This is a genomic window from Streptomyces sp. (assembly GCF_031181705.1).
In the GTDB taxonomy this organism is placed as follows: Bacteria; Actinomycetota; Actinomycetes; order Streptomycetales; family Streptomycetaceae; genus Streptomyces.
Genome location: NZ_JAPSKN010000077.1, coordinates 1 through 22,583, shown reverse-complemented (window position 1 = coordinate 22,583; position 22,583 = coordinate 1). Strand labels below are relative to the sequence as shown.

Below are 22,583 nucleotides of genomic sequence, written 5' to 3'. Positions count from 1 at the left end.
TTCCACCGGCCGTGGCCGCCTCGTCGCCCCCGGCGCTTCCACCGGCGGCGTCACCCTCCTCAGCGTTGTCCTTCCCTCCCACACCGGCCCTCCGCGCCCGGGCCCCCTCGTCGTCCTGTGGGGCAGCCGGTGCCGTCGGCTCCGGGGAGGTCTGCGCGAGGTGTTCCGCGAAACGGTTCAGCAGCCGGATGACGGCGCCTTCCACCGCCTCCCCGGGGAGGTCCCTGATCCGGCCGTCGGCCGTGGCCGTCCCGTGGAACAGCACGGTGCAGCCGTCCTCCGCCTCCCGCAGCGCGATCCGCAGCGCGAGCGTGACCGAGCCGCTGCCGCGCGACTCCTCCGCCGCCCCCTCCAGGCCGTACGCGTCGGCGCCCCGCCGGGACACCCGTACGGCACCCCGGTAGGTGACGGAGTGGCTGCCGACCCGGATCTTCAGCCGCCCCGCGACGGGCTCGGCGCCGGCGTCCTGCTGGAGCCCGGGCACCGCCCGGGCGACCCGCGCGGGGTCGTCCAGCACCTCCCTGAGCCGCTCGGCCGGAACCGGAACGAACACCTCGTGCTCCATGTCGACGGACTCTACCCAGCCGGGGCCGCATCGCACCCGCGCCCGATGAATTCGCCCCCGATCCGCCCCACCGGGCGTACTCTCCGGCCCCGGCACCCGGCACCCGGCCTCCGGCGCCCTGCCCCCAGGGGCCCGCCCCCCGCCCGCCGGACCCGCCTCAGTACCGCGGATGCACCAGCGTCGACGCCGGCAGCCCCGCGATCCGCGTGGCGCGCGCCGCCCGTTCGCCCGCCGCGAGGGACGCGTCGGTGAGGACGAGGGGGCGCGGCCCGTCCGGATCGAGCCGCGGCCGCGGCCGCGTGCCGGCGGCCAGGACGAAACCCCAGTCCCGGGGCGCGTGGGAGCGGTCGGCGGGCGTGCGGTCGGGCCCGACCGCGAACCCGGCGTGCCGCCCGCCGGCCCGGTAGGGGACGGTCGCGAGGCCGGCCGCGCGCAGGGTCGACTCAACCGTCCAGTACACGCGCGGGCTGGACCGCACCGGCCCGGCGTGCACCACGATGCGGCCGCCCGGGGCCAGCACGCGCCGCGCGAGGCCGTAGAACTCCTGCGAGTACAGCTTCGTGCTCGCCGTGATGCCCGGGTCCGGCAGATCCGAGACGACCACGTCGTACGCCGCCGGGGGCGCGCCGCGCAGCCAGCCGAAGGCGTCGCCGGTCGTCACGCGCACGCGCGGGTCGCCGAACGCGTGCTGGTTCAGCGCGGACAGGCCCGGGTCGGTGCGGGCCAGCCGGACGACCTCCGCGTCGACATCCACGACATCGACGCGGTCCACCCCGGGATGGCGCAGCACCTCGCGGGCCGCCAGCCCGTCGCCGCCGCCGAGGATCAGCACGCGCGCGTGCGGCCCGGCCATGGCGGGGTGGACCAGGGTCTCGTGATAGCGCCGTTCGTCCCGCTCGCTGACCCGCAGCCGCCCGTCCAGGAACAGGTCCAGGGGCCGGCCCTGCGTGCCCCCCTTGAGGACGACCTCCTGCACTCCGCTCTGCAGCGCCACGCGCACGTCCCCGCCGTACACGGCGTGCCGCGCGGCCCGTTCGAAGTCGTCGACGAGCACGGCGGCCGAGGCGAGGACCGCCAGCACGAACGCGTTGCCCAGCACCAGCAGCCACCGCGCCCGCCGGCTGAGGTCCCGGCGGAACAGCCCGAGCACCAGCGCGCCGCCGACGACCGCGTTGACCGCGCCGGTGAGCAGCGCGCCCGTCAACTGCCCGAAGAACGGCAGCAGCAGGAAGGGAAAGGCGAGCCCGCCGACCAGCGCGCCCACGTAGTCCGCGGCGAACAGGTCGGCCACGGCACCGCCGGCGTCCTGGCGGCGGATGCGCTGGATCAGCTCCATCAGCAGCGGGACCTCGGCCCCGATGAGCAGCCCGGTGGCGAGGGAGAAGGCGACCAGGAGGCAGCGCGGCCCGCTGGCCCACACCCCGCCCCAGTCGCCGGTCCAGGCGAAGACGGCGTACAGGGCCATCGCGCTGCACCCGCCGACCAGGGCGAGGGTGGCCTCGACGGCGCCGAAGCCGGCCGCCGCGCGCGGGCGCAGCCGCTTCGCGGCGAGGGAGCCCAGGCCCATCGCGAAGACCATGACGGACAGCACGACGGACGCCTGGGTGACCGAGTCGCCCATCAAGTAGGTGGCGAGCGCCACCAGTTCCAGCTCGTACACGAGTCCGCAGGCCGCGCAGACGAACACGCCCGCGAGGACCAGGAACCGTCCGGTGCCGGGCCGGACGGGCAGTCGCGCCGGGCCACCGGGGCCGCCCCGGGCGCTCCAGTGCGGCGGGGAACCGGGCGGGGCGGGCGCGTGCGGCTCGATCACGCTGCGACGTTACGTCACGTCTCGACCGCGGTTCGTCACCCACACGTGTGGTGCTGGTTTACAGGGGACCGACGCCGGTACGAGATCGGATTCGGCATCGCCGGCCGCTCACCGGGGCCGGTTCAGCCGGCCGGGACCGCCGCCGGGAGGCGCACGCCCACCTTCGTCCGGGTCGCCACCAACTGCCCGTCCTGCGGGTACGCGTGCCAGGTCCGCCAGTGCACCTGCCCCTCGTGGTGCTGGGCGAGCAGGGCCGTGAAGGCGTGCGGGCTGCCGGGGAAGACACCGGCGAGTCCGTGCGGATGGTCGGAGACGAGGGCCAGCAACTCCTGGGCGCGGCCCTCGAAGGAGCCCGGCGAGAGGACCTCGACCCGGGCCGCGAACTCGTACTCCCAGTCGCCCACCCGCTTGGCGACGCCGAGCGGGAGCGGAGTGCTGCTGCCCGGGATGCACGCCACCGTCTCCGAGCAGATGCCCCCCTTTTCCTCCAGCAGGACCTGGTGTGACGCACCGAGGAGGCGCAACTGCAGTTTCGCGCCCACCAGTTCGAGGTCGAGTGTGGCCAGTGCGGGAAGCGGCTCGCGGCCCAGGGCCCAGGCGAGATCGGCGGCGCGCGTGTCGGTGTAGGAGGTGTTCAGGGTCGTGAGCATGGATCGGCTCCGCAAGCACACAAGGAGAGGGAGGTGGGTCCGCTGCGCCCCGGTCGCACCGGGTGATTCGGCCCGGGTCAGCCCGGTCGGCCGGTTTCAGGAAGGTGTCCGCAAGACGTCCGAGAGGCTGCGTTGGTGGATTAGAGGGAATCATGAACTGTGGCGCCGCCACAGCGTTTTTACCCAAGTTCGTAGGGTTTCCATCCCTCAGAGGGCTCCACAGCTCAACTGTTCAACTACGGCGTGCGCCGGTGCCGGGGAGGCGTGCGCCGGTGCGCTGTGGCTCGCGCCCGGAGCCGGGCCGGACCGCCGTCGGGACGCGCGACCGGCTTCCGAAGTCGCCTGTTGACGCGGGCGGTTGCCGCAGTCACGGCTTCGGGGGCCGCCGTCCGGGCCGTCTTGTCCTACAGGCAGGAGAACGTGCCAGGACCCACCCGATATCACCCGACGGGTGTGCGACGGTTCCACCCTCCGGGAGCCCGGACACGAGAGCGCGGGGCCCGCCCCAGGTGCGGACCCCGCGCTCGGTGGTTGCGGCTTCCCCGTCGGGCAAGCGGCCGACCTCGAGTCAGCTGCCTCCGCCGCCGCAGCCACCGCCCCCGCCCCCGCCGCAGGACGACCCGCCTCCGCAGGACGAGCCGCCGCCGCAGGAGCTTCCCCCGTGGTGGCCGTCGCCGGACGAGCCGGAGTCTCCTCCGGCCCACCAGCTGCTGCCGCTGTCGTGACGCGAGCCGGTGGACGCCGCCGCCCCGCGGCCGGCCGTCCGCGCCGGACGGCGTGAACCGCCCCTGCGTGCGAGAGACACCAGCGCCCCCACGAAGAGGACTCCGATCACCGCCAGGATGATGCCGACGATCATGGCGCCACCCTCCTTCCGTTTCCCCCGAAGCGGCCCCCCGTGGGCGCCTCGCTCTTGCGTGACCGGGAGATGCCCGTCCGCCACGCGCGCCAAAGCAGAGTTGAGGAACTCCAGAGCTTCGGCGCAGGATGACCGGCATGACCTCCAGCGCGCGCCCCCTCCTCAACCGCCGGCTCGCCGAGTTCGGGACGACGATCTTCGCCGAGATGTCGGCCCTGGCCCTGAGCACCGGGGCCATCAACCTCGGGCAGGGCTTCCCCGACACCGACGGCCCCGAGGAGGTCAGGGAGGCGGCCGTGCGGGCGCTGCGGGACGGCCGCGGCAACCAGTACCCGCCGGGCCCCGGCGTGCCCGAGCTGCGCACCGCGATCGCCGCCCACCAGCAGCGCCGCTACGGCCTGTCCTTCGACCCGGACACGGAGGTCCTGGTCACCGCGGGCGCCACCGAGGCCATCGCCGCCGCCCTGCTGGCGCTGGTGGAGCCCGGCGACGAGGTGGTCGCCCTGGAGCCGTACTACGACTCCTACGCGGCGTGCGTCGCGATGGCGGGCGGGCGCCGGGTGCCGGTGACCCTGCGCGCGGACGTGGCGGAGGGCCGTTTCCGGCTCGATCTCGACGAGCTGCGCGCCGCCGTCACCGACCGCACCCGGCTGCTGCTGGTCAACACCCCGCACAACCCGACCGGCACGGTCCTCACCCGCGCGGAGCTGGCCGCGATCGCCGAGCTGGCGGTGGAGCGGGACCTGCTGGTGGTGACGGACGAGGTGTACGAGCACCTGGTCTTCGACGACGCCGAGCACGTGCCGCTGGCGGCGTTCCCGGGGATGCGCGAGCGCACGGTGACGATCTCGTCCGCCGGCAAGACGTTCTCGTTCACGGGCTGGAAGGTCGGCTGGGTGACGGCGGCCCCGGAGCTGGTCACGGCCGTCCGCTCGGCGAAGCAGTACCTGACGTACGTCTCGGCGGGCCCGTTCCAGTACGCGGTCGCCGAGGCGCTGGCGCTGCCCGAGTCGTACTTCACGGACTTCCGCGACGACCTGCTGGCCAAGCGGAACCTGCTGGCGGCGGGCCTGGAGGAGGCCGGGTTCCGGGTGTTCCGGCCCTCGGGCACGTACTTCGTCACCACCGACATCCGCCCCCTCGGCGAGACGGACGGCACCGCCTTCTGCCGCGCCCTGCCCGGACGCGCGGGCGTCGTCGCCATCCCCAACGCGGTCTTCTACGACCACCGCGACCAGGGCGCCCCGTTCGTCCGCTTCGCGTTCTGCAAGCGCACCGAGGTGCTGGCAGACGCCACGGAACGGCTCCGCGAGGCGTTCCTTCGCTGACCAGCGTCACACAGCGCGGGTCGCCGGTATTCCTTCGTCAGCGGACGTCTGCCTCGGGCTCCGGGCACGGGAGTTCGTCCAGATCGAGGGTGAAGGTGCGGCCGTCGGCCAGGGGGATGGGAAGCTTGCCCGTGCCGTACCTGTGCGTGTGTGCCGCGATGTAACCGGTGATCATCGGCGGGGAAGTCGATGCACGACCTGCCGGCCGCCTTCCGCCGCGCCCTGCCCGCACGCGCGGGCGTCGCCGCCCATCCCCGACGCGGTCTCGGTGCGGCGGCTCAAGGGCGTCGCGGGCGGCTGACGCGCGAGGCGGCCGGGGAAGGCCCGAAAAGGCAGACGGCGCGTACAGCGCGCACCGTGTGCGTGCGCGCCGACGCGCCGTGCGAGGCCGCTCGAGCGGGACTACTCGTCGTCCTCGGGCTTCTCCGCCTCGTTGATCTCCTGCTCCAGGCCGAGCTGCTCGACGAGCCACTTGTCGAACTCGATCGCGGCACGCACCCAGCTGACCGTCGAGGAGACGAAGTGCTCCAGGCTCACGCCCATGCCGATCAGCATCTGGGCCTCGCCGATGAGGCGGACCGTGCCGTCGTCGTGGGTGTGGCTGTAGACCTTGGGCCACAGGGTGCGGCGGTTCCAGTCGTCGATGGACTCGAGGATCTGCGGCTTGGCCTCGATCTCGTGGGGCCGGTCGTAGAACGTCCGCACGGAGAAGACCTGCTGGTCTCCCTCTCCACGGAACATGAAGTAGGTGCGGAACTGCTCCCACGGCGCCGCGAGGTCTCCCTCGTCGTCGACGACGTACTTGAGCTCCATCTGGTCGAGGAGCTGCTTCACGAGGTCCTGATCCGGGACGACGGGGCCCGCCGGTCCTTGGGGCTGCGGCTCGGGCTGGCCCCCGAAGTTCGGAATCGAGGACGGGTCGATGGTCACCGTGAATTTCCCTTCGTACGGATTCCGCCATCCTCTCCCATGCGGGGAGGGGGGTGGCAAGCCCCGACGGACCGTGTCAGCCGATGGCTGACAGGATCCGGTCAACCGCAACCTCCGGGTGCCGCGGCCCGTCTCCCCCAGCGGTGGACGGAGGGGCGGTGGCCATGGCGGCGACGGACCGAGGGCGTACCCGGTGGGGGTTGATCCTGCCGTTCCTGGCAGTGCCGGTGCTCGTACTCGGGTTCCTCGTCATCGGCCTTTTCATGTGCGCCCGGCCGGAGGAGAACGGGGACGACCGTGCCGGCCCGGCGGCCACGGTCCCCTGCGCCGAGGCCCTGGCCTTCGGCGGCGCCCGGCGGCCTGCGAGCGCCGGGGTGCGGGGCTGCACGGTGCAGCGGGGCATCGACACCGCGTACACGGCGGTGCTGCTGATGCCCCGCGAGGACGTGCGCGGCTGGCTGCGCACGACCTACCCGGACGCCCCGGCACCACGCACGGGCGGCTCCTGCGGGGCGCTCTGCCTCGACGTGACCCACGGGGAGGGCCTGCCGGGCACCGCCGGGGCACACGTCGTCCAGGTGCGGGTGGAGTACGTGAACGCCGGGAGGGCGCGGGTGCGCTTCTCGGCGTTCACGATGTGACGCCCCGCCGCCCTACAGCGTCTTGCCCGTGGCCGGGCCCACCAGGAGCCCCTCCTCGAAGCGGTCCACGCGGACCGTGTCGCCGTCCTTGATCTCCCCGGAGAGGATCTCCTTGGCGAGGCGGTCGCCGATGGCCGACTGGACGAGCCGCCGCAGCGGCCGGGCCCCGTAGGCCGGGTCCAGGCCCTCCTCGGCGAGCCAGGCCAGGGCCTCCGGTGTGATGTCGAGGGTCAGACGCCGTTCGGCGAGGCGCTTGGCCAGGCGGTCGATCTGGAGCCTGGCGATGCGCTCCAGCTCCGGCTTGGTCAGCGCGGCGAAGACGACCAGGTCGTCCAGGCGGTTGAGGAACTCCGGCTTGAAGGAGCTGCGCACCACCTCCAGCACCTGTTCCTTCTTCTCCGCCTCGCTGGTGATCGGGTCGACCAGGAACTGACTGCCCAGGTTCGACGTCAGCACCAGGATCGTGTTGCGGAAGTCGACCGTGCGGCCCTGCCCGTCCGTGAGGCGCCCGTCGTCCAGCACCTGGAGCAGGATGTCGAAGACCTCGGGGTGGGCCTTCTCGACCTCGTCCAGCAACACGACCGAGTACGGCCGCCTGCGCACGGCCTCGGTGAGCTGGCCGCCCTCCTCGTAGCCGACGTATCCGGGCGGGGCGCCGACCAGCCGGGCCACGCTGTGCTTCTCGCTGTACTCCGACATGTCGATGCGGACCATCGCCCGCTCGTCGTCGAAGAGGAAGTCGGCGAGAGCCTTGGCGAGTTCGGTCTTGCCGACGCCGGTGGGGCCGAGGAAGAGGAAGGACCCGGTGGGGCGGTCGGGGTCGGCGATCCCGGCGCGGGAGCGGCGTACGGCGTCGGACACCGCGCGCACGGCCTCGCTCTGGCCGATGAGCCGCTTGCCCAGCTCGTCCTCCATGCGCAGCAGCTTCTGCGTCTCGCCCTCCAGCAGCCGCCCGGCGGGGATGCCGGTCCAGGAGGCGACGACGTCGGCGATGTCGTCGGCGCCGACCTCCTCCTTGACCATGGTGTCCTTGGCGACCTCCTCCTCCGCCTCGGAGGCGGCCTCCAGGTCGCGTTCCAGCGCGGGGATCTCGCCGTAGAGCAGCTTGGAGGCGGTGTCGAAGTCGCCGTCGCGCTGGGCCCGCTCGGCCTGGCCGCGCAGTTCGTCGAGGCGTTCCTTCAGCTCACCGACGCGGTTGAGGGACTGCTTCTCCTTCTCCCAGCGGGCGGTGAGGCCGCGCAGCTCCTCCTCCTTGTCGGCGAGGTCGCGGCGCAGCTTCTCCAGGCGCTCGCGGGAGGCCGCGTCGGTCTCCTTGCCGATCGCCAGCTCCTCCATCTTCAGCCGGTCGACGGCGCGCTGGAGTTCGTCGATCTCGACGGGCGAGGAGTCGATCTCCATGCGCAGCCGGGAGGCGGCCTCGTCGACGAGGTCGATGGCCTTGTCGGGCAGGAAGCGGGAGGTGATGTACCGGTCGGAGAGGGTGGCGGCGGCGACCAGCGCGCTGTCGGCGATCTGCACCTTGTGGTGGGCCTCGTAGCGGCCCTTGAGCCCGCGCAGGATGGCGATGGAGTCCTCGACGGACGGTTCCGCCACCAGGACCTGCTGGAAGCGGCGCTCCAGCGCCGGGTCCTTCTCGATCCGCTCGCGGTACTCGTCCAGCGTGGTCGCGCCGACCATGCGCAGCTCGCCGCGGGCCAGCATGGGCTTGAGCATGTTGCCGGCGTCCATGGCGGAGTCGCCGCCGGCACCGGCTCCGACGACGGTGTGCAGCTCGTCGATGAAGGTGATGATCTGCCCGTCGGAGTCCTTGATCTCGGCCAGGACGGTCTTCAGGCGCTCCTCGAACTCGCCGCGGTACTTGGCGCCCGCGACCATCGCGCCCAGGTCGAGCGCGACGAGCCGCTTGTCCTTCAGCGACTCGGGCACGTCGCCCTTGACGATCCGCTGGGCGAGCCCCTCGACGACGGCGGTCTTGCCGACGCCGGGCTCGCCGATCAGCACGGGGTTGTTCTTGGTCCGGCGCGACAGCACCTGCACCACGCGGCGGATCTCCTGGTCCCGGCCGATGACCGGGTCGAGCTTGCCCTCGCGCGCGGCGGCGGTGAAGTCGGTCCCGAACTTCTCCAGGGCCTTGTACTGGCCCTCGGGGTCGGCCGTGGTCACCCGGCGCTGGCCCCGGGTCTTCTGGAAGGCGGCCTGGAGCTTCCTGGCGTCGGCCCCCTGCCGGGACAGCACCTCGCCGGCCGCGCCGCCCTTGGCGGCGATGCCGATGAGCAGGTGCTCCGTGGAGAGGTACTCGTCCCCCAGGTCCTTGGCGCGGGCCTGCGCGTCGGCGACGACGGCGAGCATCTCGCGGTTGGGCTGGGGCGGCGCGACGGTCGACCCGGTCACGCTGGGCAGCCCGGCGAGCACGCGCTCGGCGCCGGAGCGCACGGCGGCCTGGTCGGCGTCGACCGCGGCGAGCAGGTCGGTGATGTTCTCGTTGTCCTGCCCCTGGAGCAGTGCGAGGAGCAGGTGGGCGGGCGTGAGGTCGGGGTGGCCCTCGGTCACGGCCCGGTTGCTGGCAGCGTTGATCGCGTCCCGGCTCCGGTTGGTCAGCTCGGCGTCCACGTTCGCGTTCTCCTCCTTGCACTGACCCGAACGACTTACACAAAGTTGAGTCTACGGCACTCAAGGACATCCCGGGGAGGGTGCGGGGGTTAAGTTCCGGGCCATGGCGACCAAGTACTCCGTCGACCCGGGTGCCCCGGACCCGTCGTATCTCGGCTTCTGGCGGGAACGGCACCTGTGCACCCTGACGACGCTCCGCCCGGACGGCACTCCGCACGTGGTACCCGTCGGCGTCACCTACGACCCCGCCGCCCGGCTCGCCCGGGTGATCACGAACCGGACCAGTGCCAAGGTGCGGCACGTGCTGGCCGCCGGGGACGAGGGGGCGGCGGTCGCGGTCTGCCAGCTGGAGGGCCGGCGCTGGGCGACACTGGAGGGCCGGGCGTTCGTCCGCACGGAACCGGAGCGGGTGGCGGAGGCGGAGCGCCGCTACGCGGAGCGCTACGGACGGACCCCGTCACCGAATCCGTCGCGCGTGGTCATCGAGATCAAGCTGACGCGCGCACTGGGACGCGGTTGAGCGAAGTGAACATCCACACCGGTGATCGATTGGTTCCGGCCACTCGTGGGCCGGCCCGATACCGGGAAATGCCCCCACAAACTGCAGCGGCGTCACCGTGTTCAGGTCACGGTGACGCCGCTGCGGGGGGAAGCACCTGAGCGATCTGTTACGACGGGGGAATCGCGTCAGGCACTGCGGGGGGTGGCAGAGATGGTCCGCGGGACAGGGGAGTCGGCCTCCACCTGCTGATGGTCCCGCTGGTCCAGGTTCACAAAGATCATTCCGTACCGCACGGCACATCGCACTGGCTGCGGCGCCCCCCGAGGCCGCCGCAGACACCGGTACGCCCGTACGTCTCCGTCCTCGTCCCGCGTGACGACGACCGGCTCACCGAACACGGTCACCATCAGCGAGTCACCGCTGTGGGGGATGGCGGTGACCAGGTCGATGAAGTGCCAGCCGGAGCGGTAGGCGGTCGCCATTTCACGGCGGAAGGAGCGGTCGTCGGGTGGAGTGGTCACGGTCGGCTCCCCGCCCCGTCGACCCCGGGGTTCGGCCACTGGGTGTTGTCAGCGACTGCCGCGTTCACCGCCACCGCCGGCCACTGCGTGTTCGCCCGAGTTCCGCTCTCCTCATCGGAGAAGCCGCTCAGTGCAACGAGCGCTACGACGGCGGAGAAGGCGGCGACAAGCACCGAGCGAAGCATTTTGTTACGCATAGTCGGCTTCGTCCTCACTTGAAGGTCCCCTTTTCCCCCGTCGAGTACGACGATGGCTCATTCGGGCACGTCATGGCCACACAATCGATGCATCATGTTCCTGCATGTTCAGGACCCTGGGGGGTGGAGATTTGGCAACGAATCCGACAAGAGAGACACATCCCCATGCGATGACCCAGTGGTGCGAGGAGGGCGGCCGTCTGTATGCCGCCGCTCTGCGTACCGGACGTATCGCCCGGGCGGAAGTGGCGTCGGCGCCCTGCCTGGTGGAATTCGACCTGCTCCACCCCGATCCGGACGACCCCGACTGGCTGCGTCCGGTGCCGCCGGTCATCGCCCTGTCCCGGCAACTCGGCCCGCTGGAGAGCGAGATCGCCGAGCGCAGGCGCCAGGCCGTGAACCTGGCGGAGACCTTCCAGCCGTTCATGGCCATGGGTACCCACACGGCGTCCAGTGACTCCATCACGGTGCTCGAGGGCGGGGAACGCATCAACGCCGCGCTCAACCTGGCCACCGCCCAGTGCCAGGCGGAACTCCTGACGGTCCAGCCCAGTGATCGTGTCTCCGAACGCAGCCTGCTGCGAAGCCTCGAACGGGACAAGCCCCTGATCGAGCGGGGCGTCAAGGTCCGGAGTCTGTACCAGCACACCGCTCGGTACAACCCCGAGAAACTGGCCTATGTGGCCCGGCTCTCCGAGGGGAAGGTGGAGTACCGCACCATCGACGAACTGGTCGAGCGCCTGATCATCTGCGACGAGGCGGTCGCCTTCATCCCCGCGCGCGACGACCAGCAGGTCGCCCTGGAGCTGCGCCACCCCGGGCTCGTGCGCTACCTGATCAAGGTCTTCGAGTACCTCTGGGACCGTGCGGTGCCCATGAGCGCGGGCGCGCCCTACGAGGCGGCCTCCGACGGCCTCACCCAGATCCAGCACTCCATCGCCAAGCTCCTGGTGGAGGGCCACGTGGACGAGGCCATCGCCCGCCGCCTCGGCATGAACGTCCGCACCTGCCGGGCCCACATAGCCAAGCTGGCGTCGGCCCTTGGCAGCGGCAGCCGGGCCCAGCTCGGCTATCTCATCGCCCAGTCGGGCATCCTGCAGCAGGACCACTGAGCAGGGGGAAGCCCAGCCAGGCCCGACTCGGGTGTCTCATCGGGCGGTCCGCGATCCTCGACCCGGAACTCCGACCGGCCGGGCGGCCGCCGAGGGCGGGGGTCCGTCCAGGCCCGCCTGGGCGATGCGCACGCCCAGTTGCGTACGGCTCGCCGCCCCCAGCGTCTCCGACAGCCGCGCGATGTGCGCCCGGCAGGTACGGACGCTGATCCCCAGGCGCTCCGCGATCACCGCGTCCTGGTGGCCCTCCGCGAGCAGCGCCGCGATCGACTGCTCCCGGTGGGAGATGCCCTCGATGCCCGTGTCGGGGAGCGGGGTTGTCAACGGGATCGCGAGGCGCCACAGTCGCTCGAAGACCGTGACCAGGTACTCGATCAGCGCGGGATGGCGCAGCTCCAGTGCCATCGTGCGGTCGGTGTTGGCGGGGATGAACGCCACCGTCCGGTCGAACAGGATCAGCCGGTCGATGACCTCGTCCAGGGTGCGCGCCTCGACCGCGTCGCCCATCAGCTCCAGGTACGTGAGCAACCCCTGCCCGTGCCGGGCGACATGGGTGTACAGGTCCCGCATCCGCACCCCGCGGCCCCGCAGCGCCAGCGCCCGGTGCAGCCCCTCGGACAGCTCCGCCTCGCGTCGGATGCCGCCCGGCTGCACCGTGAGCACCTCGGTCGTGCACGCCTGCGTCGCCTCGTCCATCGCGGCCTGGATCCGGGCGAGTCCGTCGAGGACGCGGATCGCCGGGCCCTCCGCGGCCGCCGCGGCCGGCTGCACCTGGCGGCCCAGCCCGGCGTACCACTCGAACGCGGCCACGGCCGAGCCCACCCGCCGCTGGCTCGCGCTGACCTCGTCGAACATCCCGCGCAGCAGCCGGGTCATCACCTCCTGCGGAGAGGTCGGCACCAGCCAGTCCATGTCGTCCGGATCCGGGTGCAGCAGGGCGAGTTCCAGCAGGCAGGGCACCGGCTCCGCGTCACGGCGCGCGACCCGGCCCCGCCGTACGGCCCGGGAATACACGCGATCCCCGGCCTCGCACAGTCGGTCGGCACCGTGAGGATGCTCTTCCGTCCCGTGCCCGGCCATCGCCCATCCCACCCCCGGTCGCGCCGTCTTCCGCAGCTTCCGCAGCGCAACTATGCGCGGCCGGGACCTGCTCCGCAACACGGCTCCCCCGGGCCCGAGTTCCTTTTCGCGCCGGTCGGTCCGTGAATCCGCTCGCTGCCACCCGAGCGGTCGCCGCACGCGGGGGGTGCCGTGCCCGCGGCCGGTGTGCGACCTTTTGTGATCACGGGACGGGCCCGTCCGCCCGGCGAGGGGGAGAGATGAACGACCCGGGGGAAGCGGCAGGCCTTCGGCGCCTGCCCGCCGTCGACGCGCTGCGGGGCTTCGCCCTGCTGGGCATCCTGGTGGTCAACAGCGCGCAGATGATGAGCCCTTGGGAGGCGGAGGGGTTCCGCGACCCCGGGGCGGCGCCCGTGGACCACCTGGCCGTCTGGCTGGTGACGGCGCTGGCGTCGAGCAAGTTCTACCTGCTGTTCTCGTTCCTGTTCGGCTACAGCTTCACGCTGCAGGCCGTCTCCGCCGAGCGGGACGGCGCGAGCATCACCGCGCGCTTCCTGCGCCGCTCCCTGGGCCTGGTGCTCCTCGGCCTGGCGCACGCCGTCCTGCTGTACACCGGCGACATCCTCCTGACCTACGGCCTGCTGGGCCTGGTGCTGTTGTGGGCGCGGCGGACCGCACCGGCCACGGCCGTGAAGGCCGCCGCCTGGATCTACGGCGTGTTCGGCGCCCTCCTCGTCGCACTGGGGGCGCTCACCACGGCGGTGGACGCGCGGGAGCCGGTGCCGCACGGGGTGATCGCCGAGGCCGTGGCGGCCTACCGCGGCACCGCCGGCACGGTCGTGCGGGAGAACCTGGACCGGCTGCCGCTCACCCTCGTCGCCGCGCTGCTCATGGCTCCGGGCGTGCTCGCGGCCTTCTTCCTCGGTCTGGCGGCGGGCAAGCGGCGCCTGCTCGCTCCCGGCGGGGTGGGCCGCGCCCGGCTGCGGCGGACGGCCACCGCGGGACTGGCCGTCGGAGTCCCGGGGGCGGCCTTCTTCGCCTGCGCCGCCCAGGGGCCGCTGGACGACCGCTGGCACCTTCTGGGCGTCGGCGTGGGCACCCTGACGGCGCCGGCCCTGTCGGCCGCGTACGCGTGCCTGCTGCTGCTCCTGCTGGACTCCCCGCGGGGAGACCGCGTGCGGCGGCTCTTCGCCCCGGCGGGCCGCCTCGCGCTGACGAACTACCTCGGGCAGTCCCTGGTCGTCATGTGCGTGGCGACGGCGTACGGCCTGTCCCTGTACGGGCGCCTGGGAGCGGCCGCCGTGCTGCTGCTCGCCCTCGCCGTGTACGCGCTCCAGCTGGCCCTCAGCACGGCGTGGCTGCGGCGCTTCCGGCACGGGCCCGCCGAGTGGCTGCTCCGGGCTCTCACCCTGGCGGGACGCCCGGGACGCCCGGGACGCCCCCGCGCCCCGCGGACACCGGAACCGGCTAGTTGAGGCCGGCCGCCTCGCACGCCGCCTTGTACTTGGCCGTGCAGATGTCCGACACCTTGTAGATGTCGTCGGCCACGACGGTGTCCGCGATGTTCTTCTTGGTCAGCGCGACCACCGGCACGAGCTGGGCCGGGATGCCCTTGTGGGTGGGGCTGTCGACCTTGTCGCGGGTGAGGGCGGCGAACTGGATGTCGCGGCCCTGGACCTTGGCGACGGCCATCTCCGCGGCGCTCTCCGCCTCCTGCGGGTACGACTTGTAGACGCTCATGTACTGCTCGCCGGCGAGGATCCGCTGCACGGCCGCGAGTTCCGCGTCCTGGCCGGTGATCGGCGGCAGGTCGGTCACGCCCGCGGCCTGAAGGGCCTTGACGATGCCGCCGGCCATGCCGTCGTTGGCCGAGTACACGGCGGCGATGTTGTCCTTGCCGATCTTCGCGATCGCCTCGGCCATGTTGGCCTGGGCGTTCTCCGGCTTCCAGTCCTTGGTGTCGAAGGACTGCGCGATCGTCACCTTGCCGTTCAGCTCGGACATCGCCCCGGCCTTGAACTGCTTGGCGTTGGGGTCCGTCGGCGAGCCGTTCATCATGACGATCTTGTCGGACAGGCTCGCGTTCTCGCCGATGGCCTCCAGCAGGGTGCGCCCCTGGACCTCACCGACCAGTTCGTTGTCGAAGGAGATGTACGCCTCGATCGGGCCCTCGGCCAGCCGGTCGTAGGCGATGACCGGGATGCCGGCCTCCTTGGCCTTCTTCACACTGTCCGCGATGGCGTGCGAGTCGACCGCGTCCAGCAGGATCACGTCGACCCGGTCGTCGATCATCTGCTGCATCTGGCCGGCCTGCTTGGCGGCGCTGGCCTCGGCGTTGGCGTACTCGACGCGGCCCTTGTCGTTGGTGAGGGACTCGACCTTCCGCTTGATGATCGGGTAGTCGAAGTTCTCGTAGCGCGTGTTGGCCTTCTCCGGCAGCAGCAGGCCCACGGTGATGTCGTTGCCCTTGGTCGGGCTCGCGTCGTCACTGCTCCCGGTCGCGTTGAGCACGCCGCAGCCGGCGAGCGAGAGGGAGATCGTGGCGGCGGCCACGGATATGGCGATACGACGACGCATGCGGGGCTCACTTCGCGTGTGATTCGGACGTGGGCACAGCATTACGGCCCATGTGTCTGAAAAGACAACGCGGACGCGCCCCCCAGCGTCAAGCGGAACCACTTAACGAGATGGCAACACCACGCTCCGCAGCAGTTGTGAAGACTCTGCGGAATCATCTTCAAGTGCCCTGCACCACAGGGTCATCGGCGGGTGGCCGGAGAAAACGCCACAAGGCACGCGAAAGGGACCGGGAGTCAACTCCCGGTCCCTTCCCCGTGCTTTCGCGGGCGCTGCCGCGTCAGTCGGACTGCTGCTGCCGTTTCGGCCGCCACACCACCAGCGCGCTGGTCTGCTGCACCTCCTGGTACGGCACCAGGTCCCGGCGGTACGACGCGTGCACCGCCGCCTCGCGCTGGCGCATGGCCGCCGCGGCGCCGTCGAGCGCGTCCTCCAGCTCGGCCACCCGGGCCTGGAGGGCCGCGACCTGGTTCTCCAGTTCGATGATGCGCTTGATTCCGGCCAGGTTGATGCCCTCGTCCTGCGACAACTGCTGCACCTGCCGGAGCAGTTCGATGTCGCGGGCCGAGTAGCGGCGGCCCCGGCCGGCGGTGCGGTCGGGGGACACCAGGCCCAGACGGTCGTACTGGCGCAGGGTCTGCGGGTGCAGGCCGGACAGCTGGGCCGCCACCGAGATGACGTAGACCGGGGTTTCCTCGGTCAGTTCATACGGGTTGCGTCGACGACCGTCCATCTGACTCATGCTCCCTTCGCGGCCTGGAACAGCTCCGCCCGCGGATCCTCACCCGCGGTCGCCTCGCGATACGCCTCGAGTGCGTCACGAGCCTTCCCCGTCAGGTCCTTCGGGACACTCACCTCGACGGTGACCAGGAGGTCGCCGCGGGTGCCGTCCTTGCGGACCGCGCCCTTGCCCCGGGCGCGCATCGTACGGCCGTTCGGCGTGCCGGGGGGCAGCTTCAGCGTGACGGGCGGGCCGCCCAGCGTCGGCACCCGGACCTCGCCGCCGAGGGCCGCCTCCGTGAAGGTGACCGGGACGGTGACGGTGAGGTTGTCGTCCTTGCGGCCGAACACCGGGTGGGAGTCGACGTGCACGACCACGTACAGGTCGCCCGCCGGGCCGCCGCGCTCGCCCGGCGCGCCCTTGCCGCGCAGCCGGATCCGCTGGCCGTCGCTGACGCCCGCCGGGATGCGCACCTGCATGGTCCGCGAGGACTTGGCCCGGCCGCTGCCCTTGCAGACGTCGCAGGGGGTCTCGGCGATCAGGCCGCGGCCCTTGCAGTCCGGGCAGGGGTCGGTGAGGGAGAAGCCGCCGCCGCTGCCCCGGGCGACCTGCCCGGTGCCGACGCAGGTCGGGCACACGCGCGGCGTGCCGTTCTTGTCGCCGGTGCCCGAACAGGCCTTGCAGGGCGACTGCGAGGACATCCGCAGCGGGACGGTCGCGCCCTCGATGGCCTCGGTGAAGCTGAGCGTCACCTCGGACTCGATGTCCTGGCCGCGCCGGGGCTGCGTACGCGTCCCCGGGCCGGCGCCGCCCCGGTTGAACAGGCCCCCGAAGACGTCACCGAGTCCGCCGCCGAAGCCGCCGGCGCCCTGGCCCCCCTGGGCGCCCCCGAAGAGGTCGCCCAGGTCGAAGTTGAAGGAGCCGCCCGCGCCGCCGGGCCCCGGGCGGAAGCCGCCGTTGCCGAAGAGGGCGCGCGCCTCGTCGTACTCCTTGCGCTTCTTGGGGTCACCGAGGACGTCGTTGGCCTCGGAGATCTCCTTGAAGCGCTCCTCGGCCTTGACGTTTCCCTTGTTGGCGTCCGGGTGGAACTCGCGGGCGAGCTTCCGGTACGCCTTCTTGATCTCGGCCTCGGTGGCGTCCTTGGGGACGCCGAGGACCTTGTAGTAGTCCTTCTCGATGAAGTCCTTGGTGCTCATCCTCGACGCCCCTCCTTCCCTTCGTCCACGTCAGCCCTCGTCCGGGCCACCGCTCTCCTTGTCGTCGGCTTCGGCGGACTCCTCCGCCTTGACCGTCTGTGCCCCCGGCTGGGGCTCGGCCACCGCCACCCGCGCGGGGCGGATGGTGCGCTCGCCGATCCGGTACCCGGGCTGCAGAATCGCCACGCAGGTCGTCTCGGTGACGTCCGGCGCGTAGCTGTGCATCAGGGCCTCGTGGATCGTCGGGTCGAAGGGCTCGCCCTCCTTGCCGAACTGCTGCAGGCCCATCTTCGCCGCGGTGCTCTCCAGCGACTCGGCGACGGACTTGAAGCCGCCCACCAGTTCGCCGTGTTCGCGTGCGCGGCCGATGTCGTCGAGCACGGGCAGGAGCTCGGTCAGGAGGTTCGCGATGGCGATCTCCTTGACCGCGATCCGGTCGCGCTCGACCCGGCGGCGGTAGTTCTGGTACTCGGCCTGGAGCCTCTGCAGGTCCGCGGTGCGCTCACCGAGGGCGGTGCGCACCTGGTCCAGCTGGGCCACCAGACCGGGGTCCTGGCCCGTGTCCCCGGCCGGGGCCGCCTTCTCCTCCGGGGAGGAGGAGGCGGCCTTCGGCTCGGCGTCGTCGGAGGTGGCGCCGGAAGGGACGTCGGGCTGCTGCTCGTCGAAGCCCGGGGTCTCCTCCGTCACGCGGCACCGTCCTTCCGGTCCTCGTCGACGATCTCGGCGTCGACGACGTCGTCGTCGGCCTTGGCGTCACCGGCGCCCGCGCCGGCTCCGGCGGAGGCACCGCCGGCGGCCTGGGCGCCCTGGGCGTCGGCGTACATGGCCTGGCCCAGCTTCTGGGAGACGGCCGCGACCTTCTCCGTGGCGGTGCGGATCTCGGCCGTGTCCTCGCCCTTGAGCTTCTCCTTCAGCTCGGCGACGGCCTCCTCGACCTCGGTCTTGATCTCGCCCGGGACCTTGTCCTCGTTGTCCTTGAGGAACTTCTCGGTCTGGTAGACGAGCTGCTCGCCCTGGTTGCGGGTCTCGGCGGCCTCGCGGCGCTTGTGGTCCTCCTCCGCGTAGCGCTCGGCCTCCTCGCGCATGCGGTCGACCTCGTCCTTCGGCAGCGAGGAGCCGCCGGTGACGGTCATCTTCTGCTCCTTGCCCGTGCCCAGGTCCTTGGCGGTCACGTGCATGATGCCGTTGGCGTCGATGTCGAAGGACACCTCGATCTGCGGGACGCCGCGGGGCGCCGGGGGCAGACCGGTCAGCTCGAACATCCCGAGCTTCTTGTTGTACGCCGCGATCTCGCGCTCGCCCTGGTAGACCTGGATCTGCACGGACGGCTGGTTGTCCTCGGCGGTGGTGAAGATCTCGGACCGCTTGGTCGGGATCGTCGTGTTCCGCTCGATGAGCTTGGTCATGATGCCGCCCTTGGTCTCGATGCCGAGGGACAGCGGGGTGACGTCGAGGAGCAGGACGTCCTTGACCTCGCCCTTGAGGACACCGGCCTGCAGGGCGGCGCCGATGGCGACGACCTCGTCCGGGTTGACGCCCTTGTTGGCGTCCTTGCCGCCGGTCAGCTCCTTGACGAGCTCGGCGACGGCGGGCATGCGGGTCGAGCCGCCGACCAGGACGACGTGGTCGATCTCGCTGATGGAGATGCCGGCGTCCTTGATGACGTTGTGGAACGGCGTCTTGCAGCGCTCCAGCAGGTCCGCGGTCAGCTGCTGGAACTGGGCGCGGGTGAGCTTCTCGTCGAGGTGCAGGGGGCCCTCGGCGGAGGCGGTGATGTAGGGCAGGTTGATCGAGGTCTCGGTGGACGAGGACAGCTCGATCTTCGCCTTCTCGGCGGCCTCGCGCAGACGCTGCAGGGCCATCTTGTCCTTGCCCAGGTCCACGCCGTGGCCGGACTGGAACTGCTGGACCAGGTAGTCGACGATGCGCTGGTCCCAGTCGTCACCACCGAGGTGGTTGTCACCGTTGGTGGCCTTCACCTCGACGACGCCGTCGCCGATCTCCAGCAGCGAGACGTCGAACGTACCGCCACCGAGGTCGAAGACCAGGATGGTCTGGTCGTCCTTGTCGAGGCCGTACGCCAGCGCGGCGGCGGTCGGCTCGTTGACGATGCGCAGCACGTTCAGGCCGGCGATCTCGCCGGCCTCCTTCGTGGCCTGGCGCTCGGAGTCGTTGAAGTACGCCGGGACGGTGATGACCGCGTCGGTCACCTTCTCGCCCAGGTAGGCCTCGGCGTCCCGCTTCAGCTTCTGCAGCACGAAGGCGCTGATCTGCTGCGGGTTGAAGGGCTTCCCGTCGAGCTCGATCTTCCAGTCCGTGCCCATGTGGCGCTTGACGGAGCGGATGGTCCGGTCCACGTTCGTGACCGCCTGGCGCTTGGCGACCTCGCCGACCAGCACCTCACCGTTCTTCGCGAAGGCGACGACGGACGGCGTGGTCCTGGCGCCCTCGGCGTTGGTGATGACGGTGGGCTCGCCGCCCTCCAGAACGCTGACGACGGAGTTAGTCGTGCCCAGGTCGATGCCGACCGCACGTGCCATGGTTGATTCCTCCAGCTGACTTGAGTGGAACGGACTCAAGTGTGCACGACGGTTCCCACCCGGTCAACAGAGCTGAGTCGACCGGGCTCAAGTCTTATCCGTTCCTTACACGCAACGAGGCTCCGACCTGCGGCGATACTGAGCGTCGACCGGCGTACACAGGAACACGGAAGAGGGCCAACACCACCACCAGCGCCCCGCCCACCACCCACCACAGGGCGCCGCCGCCCACCCGTTCGGCGTGCGCGAGCACCCCGACGAGCACGCCGGACAACGCCGCGAAACCCAGCAGCAGGGTGACGCCCGGCACGGTCAGCCCCAGTCGCCGCAGCCGGTGTCCGAGGTGGTCGGGCCCGCTGCGGACGACGGGCCGCCCGCCCAGCCGCCGCGCCAGCAGCACCAGGACGGCGTCCGCGCTCGCCAGGGCCGTCAGCGCGAAGAGCACCCCCGCGCTCTCCCCGAGCCCGAACCCGGCCCGGACGTGCACCAGGCCGAGGGCGATCACGAACCCCGCCGACATGGCCCCGCAGCTGCCCAGGCCCACGCGCGCGGGGTGCCAGTTGTGCAGCAGGAACCCGGTCAGCGCCGCGGCCAGCACGCTCATCAGCCCGGCGACCCCGTCCATGACGTCCACCGCCGCGCAGGCCGCCACCCCGAAGGCGGTGACCACCCCGGCCGTCCCCGCGAGCCCGTCGGCGTGGTCCAGCCCCCGGAAGGCGAAGGTCACCCCGACGGCCCAGACGACGGCGAGCAGCCCGGGCCCCACACCCGTCTCCCCGTACGGCACGACGCACGCGGCGGCCACGGCCGTACCGGCGGCCAGCACCCGCCGCCGCAGCCGCCACACGTCGTCGACGAGCCCGAGCAGGGCGACGGCGCCGCCGGCGACGAGCAGCCCGCCGGTCCCGCTCCCGGCGGCACCCCACTCCTTGACGCCGACCACGGCCCCGGTGACGACCACGACGGCCACTCCGCCGGACAACGGCACCTCCCGCTGCCGCCGCCGCTCGACCAGCCGCAGCCGCAGGGCGGGGATCCGCAGGGCGGCCGCGAGCAGGGCGGTGAGCAGGAGGGCGGTGGCGGCGGCAGCGATCCCGTAGAGCACGGATATAAGTTAGGCGTCACTATGACAATTCGGTACGAATAACACGACGGGATCGCGGCCGGATTCCGCACCGCTCCTGAGGCAACCCTCAGCGATTCAGATCACTGCCCATCCGGCTACAGTGCGGCGGAAGATAGGGGTAGTCTCAGACGGACTGCATAAGTTACCGCTTAGTAATTTCGGGGAACCCTCCATCGCGACAGGTCCCCCCGACGAAACCCTCGCAGGCCCGAGGAGCCCCCATGCAACTCGCCGCGATCATCGTGTCGCTGGTACTGACCGTGGTCGGCGTCGCGCTGCTCGCACGCGCGATCGGCCAGTTCGTCCGGTACTTCAGGCTGGGCCAGCCCGTGCCCGCCGGTACCCGGACCGACAACCCCTACCAGCGCAGCGTGACGTTGGTGAAGGAGTTCCTCGGCCACACGCGCATGAACCGGTGGGGCATCGTCGGCATCGCCCACTGGTTCGTCGCGATCGGCTTCCTGACGCTGCCGCCGACGATCATCACCGCGTACGGCCAGCTGTTCCAGGCCGACTGGACGCTGCCGGTGCTCGGCGGCTTCCTCCCGTACGAGCTCTACATCGAGTTCATCGCGGCCATGACGACCCTCGGCATCGCCACGCTGATGGTGATCCGCCTGCTGAACCTGCCGTCGCGCCCGGGGCGCAAGTCCCGCTTCGCCGGCTCGAAGATGGGCCAGGCGTACTTCGTCGAGTACGTCATCCTCACCATCGGCCTGGCCATCTACGTGCTGCGGGGCCTGGAGGGCGCGCTGCACCACGTGGACCACTACGAGCCCGCGTACTTCGCCTCGTACCCGCTGGTCCTGGCCTTCAACGGCCTGAGCGTCGCGGCGCTGCAGAACCTCGTCTACTTCTTCGCGATGATCAAGCTGGGCACGACCATGATCTGGATGATCACGGTCAGCCTGAACACCAACATGGGTGTGGCCTGGCACCGCTTCCTGGCGTTCCCGAACATCTGGTTCAAGCGTGAGGCGGCCGGCGGCACGGCCCTGGGCGCGCTGCAGCCGATGACCTCGGGCGGCAAGCCGATCGACTTCACCGACCCGGGCGACGACGACGTCTTCGGCGTCTCCCAGGTCGAGCAGTTCTCCTGGAAGGGCCTGCTGGACTTCTCCACGTGCACCGAGTGCGGCCGCTGCCAGTCGCAGTGCCCCGCGTGGAACACGGGCAAGCCGCTCTCCCCGAAGCTGCTGATCATGTCGCTGCGCGACCACGCGCACGCCAAGGCGCCGTACCTGCTGGCCGGCGGCGGCAAGACGATGGAGGGCGAGGAGAAGGCGCCCGCCGAGGCCCTCAAGGACGTCCCGGCGTCCGCGCTGGCGGAGGCCGAGCGCCCCCTGGTCGGCACGCTGGAGGACAACGGCGTCATCGACCCGGACGTCCTGTGGTCCTGCACCACCTGCGGTGCCTGCGTGGAGCAGTGCCCGGTGGACATCGAGCACGTCGACCACATCGTCGACATGCGCCGCTACCAGGTGATGATCGAGTCGGCGTTCCCGTCCGAGGCGGGCACGATGCTCAAGAACCTGGAGAAGAAGGGCAACCCCTGGGGCCTGGCGAAGAAGCAGCGCCTGGAGTGGCTCAAGGAGGTCGACTTCGAGGTCCCGGTCGTCGGCAAGGACATCGAGGA

At 71.5% G+C, this 22,583-nt stretch carries 19 protein-coding genes; 6 read left to right on the top strand and 13 right to left on the bottom strand.

Features of this window, described 5'->3' with window-relative positions:
- The 3 genes from RIN80_RS16355 to RIN80_RS16345 all read right to left on the bottom strand — a co-directional run.
- Nucleotides 1–565: SRPBCC domain-containing protein (locus tag RIN80_RS16355; protein ID WP_309096334.1), on the bottom strand; the 565-nt coding region annotated here is incomplete at its 3' end.
- 157 nt (nucleotides 566–722) lie between these two features.
- Nucleotides 723–2,378: a polyamine aminopropyltransferase gene (locus RIN80_RS16350; protein ID WP_309096333.1), complete on the bottom strand. Its 1,656-nt coding sequence runs from the start codon at nucleotides 2,376–2,378 to the stop codon at nucleotides 723–725.
- A gap of 122 nt (nucleotides 2,379–2,500) precedes the next feature.
- Nucleotides 2,501–3,028, bottom strand: a complete 528-nt coding sequence (locus RIN80_RS16345; RefSeq protein ID WP_309096332.1) for a DUF2617 family protein — start codon at nucleotides 3,026–3,028, stop codon at nucleotides 2,501–2,503.
- Between the two features lie 987 nt (nucleotides 3,029–4,015).
- Here RIN80_RS16345 and RIN80_RS16340 point away from each other — a divergent pair.
- Nucleotides 4,016–5,215, top strand: coding sequence for a pyridoxal phosphate-dependent aminotransferase (locus RIN80_RS16340; RefSeq protein WP_309096331.1), 1,200 nt, complete (start codon nucleotides 4,016–4,018; stop codon nucleotides 5,213–5,215).
- A 402-nt stretch (nucleotides 5,216–5,617) separates the two neighbouring features.
- Here the strand turns inward: RIN80_RS16340 and RIN80_RS16335 are convergent, their stop codons facing one another.
- On the bottom strand, nucleotides 5,618–6,145 hold the full coding sequence (locus RIN80_RS16335; RefSeq protein WP_037765125.1) for a YbjN domain-containing protein: 528 nt from the start codon (nucleotides 6,143–6,145) through the stop codon (nucleotides 5,618–5,620).
- A gap of 164 nt (nucleotides 6,146–6,309) precedes the next feature.
- Between RIN80_RS16335 and RIN80_RS16330 the strand changes: the two genes are divergently transcribed.
- The gene (locus RIN80_RS16330; protein ID WP_309096330.1) at nucleotides 6,310–6,786 is read left to right on the top strand and encodes a hypothetical protein; all 477 of its coding nucleotides are present in this window, start codon (nucleotides 6,310–6,312) and stop codon (nucleotides 6,784–6,786) included.
- A gap of 12 nt (nucleotides 6,787–6,798) precedes the next feature.
- Here the strand turns inward: RIN80_RS16330 and clpB are convergent, their stop codons facing one another.
- A complete protein-coding gene (gene clpB / locus RIN80_RS16325) occupies nucleotides 6,799–9,396 on the bottom strand; it encodes an ATP-dependent chaperone ClpB (protein WP_309096329.1) in 2,598 nt (865 codons plus the stop codon).
- A gap of 103 nt (nucleotides 9,397–9,499) precedes the next feature.
- Here clpB and RIN80_RS16320 point away from each other — a divergent pair, with 103 nt between their 5' ends.
- Nucleotides 9,500–9,916 (top strand): TIGR03618 family F420-dependent PPOX class oxidoreductase, encoded by a 417-nt coding sequence (locus RIN80_RS16320; RefSeq protein WP_309096328.1) that lies wholly within the window; start codon nucleotides 9,500–9,502, stop codon nucleotides 9,914–9,916.
- Nucleotides 9,917–10,083: 167 nt separating this feature from the next.
- Here RIN80_RS16320 and RIN80_RS16315 read toward each other — a convergent pair whose 3' ends face one another.
- On the bottom strand, nucleotides 10,084–10,419 hold the full coding sequence (locus tag RIN80_RS16315; protein WP_094054633.1) for a hypothetical protein: 336 nt from the start codon (nucleotides 10,417–10,419) through the stop codon (nucleotides 10,084–10,086).
- A gap of 367 nt (nucleotides 10,420–10,786) precedes the next feature.
- Between RIN80_RS16315 and RIN80_RS16310 the strand changes: the two genes are divergently transcribed.
- A complete protein-coding gene (locus RIN80_RS16310; RefSeq protein WP_309096327.1) occupies nucleotides 10,787–11,728 on the top strand; it encodes a helix-turn-helix transcriptional regulator in 942 nt (313 codons plus the stop codon).
- 36 nt (nucleotides 11,729–11,764) lie between these two features.
- On the opposite strand, the gene RIN80_RS16305 is transcribed toward RIN80_RS16310, so the two are convergent.
- Nucleotides 11,765–12,808: a helix-turn-helix transcriptional regulator gene (locus tag RIN80_RS16305; RefSeq protein WP_309096326.1), complete on the bottom strand. Its 1,044-nt coding sequence runs from the start codon at nucleotides 12,806–12,808 to the stop codon at nucleotides 11,765–11,767.
- A 239-nt stretch (nucleotides 12,809–13,047) separates the two neighbouring features.
- Here RIN80_RS16305 and RIN80_RS16300 point away from each other — a divergent pair, with 239 nt between their 5' ends.
- A complete protein-coding gene (locus RIN80_RS16300; RefSeq protein WP_309096325.1) occupies nucleotides 13,048–14,262 on the top strand; it encodes a DUF418 domain-containing protein in 1,215 nt (404 codons plus the stop codon).
- Here the strand turns inward: RIN80_RS16300 and RIN80_RS16295 are convergent.
- The 6 genes from RIN80_RS16295 to RIN80_RS16270 form a co-directional block, all read right to left on the bottom strand.
- Nucleotides 14,255–15,364 (bottom strand): substrate-binding domain-containing protein, encoded by a 1,110-nt coding sequence (locus RIN80_RS16295; protein WP_309096324.1) that lies wholly within the window; start codon nucleotides 15,362–15,364, stop codon nucleotides 14,255–14,257. The two genes, RIN80_RS16300 and RIN80_RS16295, sit on opposite strands and share 8 nt — an antisense overlap.
- Nucleotides 15,365–15,644: 280 nt before the next feature.
- Nucleotides 15,645–16,097: a heat shock protein transcriptional repressor HspR gene (locus tag RIN80_RS16290; protein WP_010032111.1), complete on the bottom strand. Its 453-nt coding sequence runs from the start codon at nucleotides 16,095–16,097 to the stop codon at nucleotides 15,645–15,647.
- A 5-nt stretch (nucleotides 16,098–16,102) separates the two neighbouring features.
- Nucleotides 16,103–17,281 (bottom strand): molecular chaperone DnaJ, encoded by a 1,179-nt coding sequence (gene dnaJ, locus RIN80_RS16285; protein WP_309096323.1) that lies wholly within the window; start codon nucleotides 17,279–17,281, stop codon nucleotides 16,103–16,105.
- A gap of 30 nt (nucleotides 17,282–17,311) precedes the next feature.
- Nucleotides 17,312–17,968: a nucleotide exchange factor GrpE gene (gene grpE, locus RIN80_RS16280; RefSeq protein WP_309096322.1), complete on the bottom strand. Its 657-nt coding sequence runs from the start codon at nucleotides 17,966–17,968 to the stop codon at nucleotides 17,312–17,314.
- Nucleotides 17,965–19,821, bottom strand: a complete 1,857-nt coding sequence (gene dnaK / locus RIN80_RS16275) for a molecular chaperone DnaK (RefSeq protein WP_309096321.1) — start codon at nucleotides 19,819–19,821, stop codon at nucleotides 17,965–17,967. Before dnaK ends, grpE begins: the two co-directional genes overlap by 4 nt.
- 94 nt (nucleotides 19,822–19,915) lie before the next feature.
- Nucleotides 19,916–20,926, bottom strand: a complete 1,011-nt coding sequence (locus tag RIN80_RS16270) for an MraY family glycosyltransferase (RefSeq protein ID WP_309096320.1) — start codon at nucleotides 20,924–20,926, stop codon at nucleotides 19,916–19,918.
- Nucleotides 20,927–21,168: 242 nt separating this feature from the next.
- Between RIN80_RS16270 and RIN80_RS16265 the strand changes: the two genes are divergently transcribed.
- On the top strand, nucleotides 21,169–22,583 hold a 1,415-nt coding region (locus tag RIN80_RS16265; RefSeq protein ID WP_309096319.1), incomplete at its 3' end, for a (Fe-S)-binding protein.